Source organism: Oerskovia rustica (assembly GCF_014836555.1).
Taxonomy (GTDB): domain Bacteria; phylum Actinomycetota; class Actinomycetes; order Actinomycetales; family Cellulomonadaceae; genus Oerskovia; species Oerskovia rustica.
The window spans coordinates 1-2,388 of record NZ_JACSQQ010000065.1 but is presented as its reverse complement, the minus strand read 5'-3'; the positions used below and the strand labels follow the sequence as shown (position 1 = coordinate 2,388).

Here is a 2,388-nt window from a genome sequence, read left to right as displayed (position 1 = left end):
CTGGAGGGACGGGCCGGCCGGCACCACGGTCACGGCGTGACTAGCTGAGCGCGGTCAGCGTCATCGTCGCGTTGTAGGTCCCCTCGTTCACCGAGAGCGGGAGCTTGAGGTCGAGCTCCGCCCCGATGACCGCGGAGCCGCGGGCGTGCCCGGCCTCCGCGCTGCCCAGGGTGCGGGCGACGGACAGGCCGTCACCCTCGACGAAGCCCGAGGCGACGGCCGCACCCGCGACCGCTCCGCCGTCGTTCTCCAGGAGCTCGGGCGTCCACCCGAGGTACTTGCCGGACACCGTCTCGCCGCCCGCGACGAAGTCGCCGACCTGCGCCGAGACCGACCAGGCCGGGGCGTTGATGCGGGTGTCCGTGACACGGACCGGCACCAGGTCGCCCGAGGCCGCGAAGTGGTCGCCCTGCTCCTCGGCCACGCCCAGGTCGACGAGACCCGTCGAGCCCTCGAGGCTCCACGTGAGCTCGCCCGGCCGGGGCTCGGGGATCACGACCGCGACCGACTGGTCGCCCGCCGCGAGCGCGCCGGGGGCCGTACCCGTGAGGTCGCCCTCGACCGAGCCCGCGGTGTTGCCCGGACCGAAGTTCGCCGCCGGGGTGTTGTCCGCGAGACGCACGGCCCCGTGGACCGTGGTGCCCGCGACCTGGAGGTTCGCGGTGTTGCCGGTCAGGACGAGGTCCCCACCCACCGTGTTGCCCCACTGGTCGGCGGTCCCGTCGGCGTTCGCGCCGACGAGCGCGTCGCGAGAGGTGCCCGTCACGGACAGGCTGCCCCCGACGACCGCGCCCCCGACGCTCACGCCGAAGTCGCTGTCGCCGAGCGTCGCGTCGCCGCCCACGCTCGTGCGCAGCAGGTCGACGTAGGTCGCGGCCTGCGTCGTGAGGTTGCCCGTGATCTTGGTGTCCGAGATCTCGACGTCGACCCCGCCCGTCGCGACGCTGCCACCCACGCGCAGGTCGTACAGGTAGAGGAACCCGGTGCGGGACCCCGCGGTGTACGAGCTGATGTCGCCGCCCACGCTCGCACCGTCGATCAGGACGCCGTACGCGTCCGTCGCGACGACGTCTCCCTCGATGACCGCCTCGGTCGCGTCGAGCCACGCGTCGTCACCGACCGTGATCGACCCCTGGACCGTGGTGCCGCCGAGGACACAGGTCGCCCCCGCGGGGACCACCAGGTCGCCCGCGACGACCGTGTCGTCGAGCTCGGTCGTGCAGTTCGTGACCGCGGCGTGCGCCGACGGTGCGGCGACCGCGAGCAGCGCGAACGCTGCGGCAGCGGCTGCTGAAACCTTCCACTTCATGTCGATTCTCCTGTGATCTCGGTGGGTCAGCCGCGAAGGCCGTAGATGGAGGTGTAGCTGCGTCGTGCGTTGCCCAGCGAGTTCAAGGGGTTCGGCGGCTCGGCGACCGAGCTCGCGTTGTCCTGCTCGTACAGGCCGTAGTGCTGGCCGCGCGTGCGGAGCTGCGAGAGGAAGGACTGGTAGTCGATGCTGCCGGCGCCGAACTCGATGATGTCGTAGCCGTTGGCGCTGCTCGGGTTGGCCTTGCCGTCCTTGAGGTGCAGCATCGGGAAGCGTCGCGGGTCGCGCTTGACGTACTCGATGGGCTCGAACCCGGGGTACTTGTACTGGCCGACGTGCGCCCAGTAGACGTCCATCTCGAAGTAGACGAGCGACGGGTCGAACTCGTCCCACAGCAGGTCGTACACGCGACGGCTCGGGTCGTCGGACGTGAAGCGGAACTCGCCGTCGTGGTTGTGGGCGTAGAGCTTGAGGCCCGCCGCCTTGGCCTTCTCCCCCATGGCGTTCCACGTCTGCGCCGCGGCCGTCCACGCCGCGACGGTGTTGGTGCCGTTGATCGGGCCACCCTGGCCGAGGTGCGGCATGCCGAGGATCAGCGCCTTCTCGATCTCGGCGTCGATGTTGTTCGGGTTGAGGTTGACGTGCGACCCCACGGCCCGCAGGCCGTTGTCGTCGAGGAGCTGGCGGATCTGCGCGGGGGTGATCGCGCCGATCTGGCCCTGCGTGTACCCGGCGAACTCGACCTCGGAGTAGCCGATGTCGGCGAGCTCCTCGAACACGGCCCGGAAGCCGAGCGAGCTGACCTTGTCGCGGATCGTGAAGAGCTGGATGCCGATGCGGTTGACCGGGACCAGGCGGTTGCGTCCGCTGCTGGGGGCCGCGGCCACGCTGCCGAGGGCCGACGCCGCCGTCGGGCCCAGGGTCGCGCCGACGCCCACGGCGACCGTCGAGGCCGCGAGGGCCTTGAGCAGGTTCCGCCGGCTCATCGGCCGAGCCGGGATGGACTCGTGGTAGTGCTCGTGTGAACTCATGTCTCTCCTTCGAGGTGAGGTTCGGTGGGCCGGGGGGCGCGGCCCCGG

2 protein-coding genes are annotated in these 2,388 nt (G+C 71.3%); both read right to left on the bottom strand.

The genetic code is table 11. The annotated features are described in order from the left end of the window. Window positions 1–40 precede the first annotated feature (40 nt). Entirely contained in the window at window positions 41–1,309 is a 1,269-nt protein-coding gene (locus H9652_RS19330) for a hypothetical protein (RefSeq protein ID WP_191798426.1), read from the bottom strand. Between the two features lie 26 nt (window positions 1,310–1,335). Further along, entirely contained in the window at window positions 1,336–2,340 is a 1,005-nt protein-coding gene (locus H9652_RS19325) for a TIM barrel protein (protein ID WP_225228508.1), read from the bottom strand. Window positions 2,341–2,388: the final 48 nt, after the last annotated feature.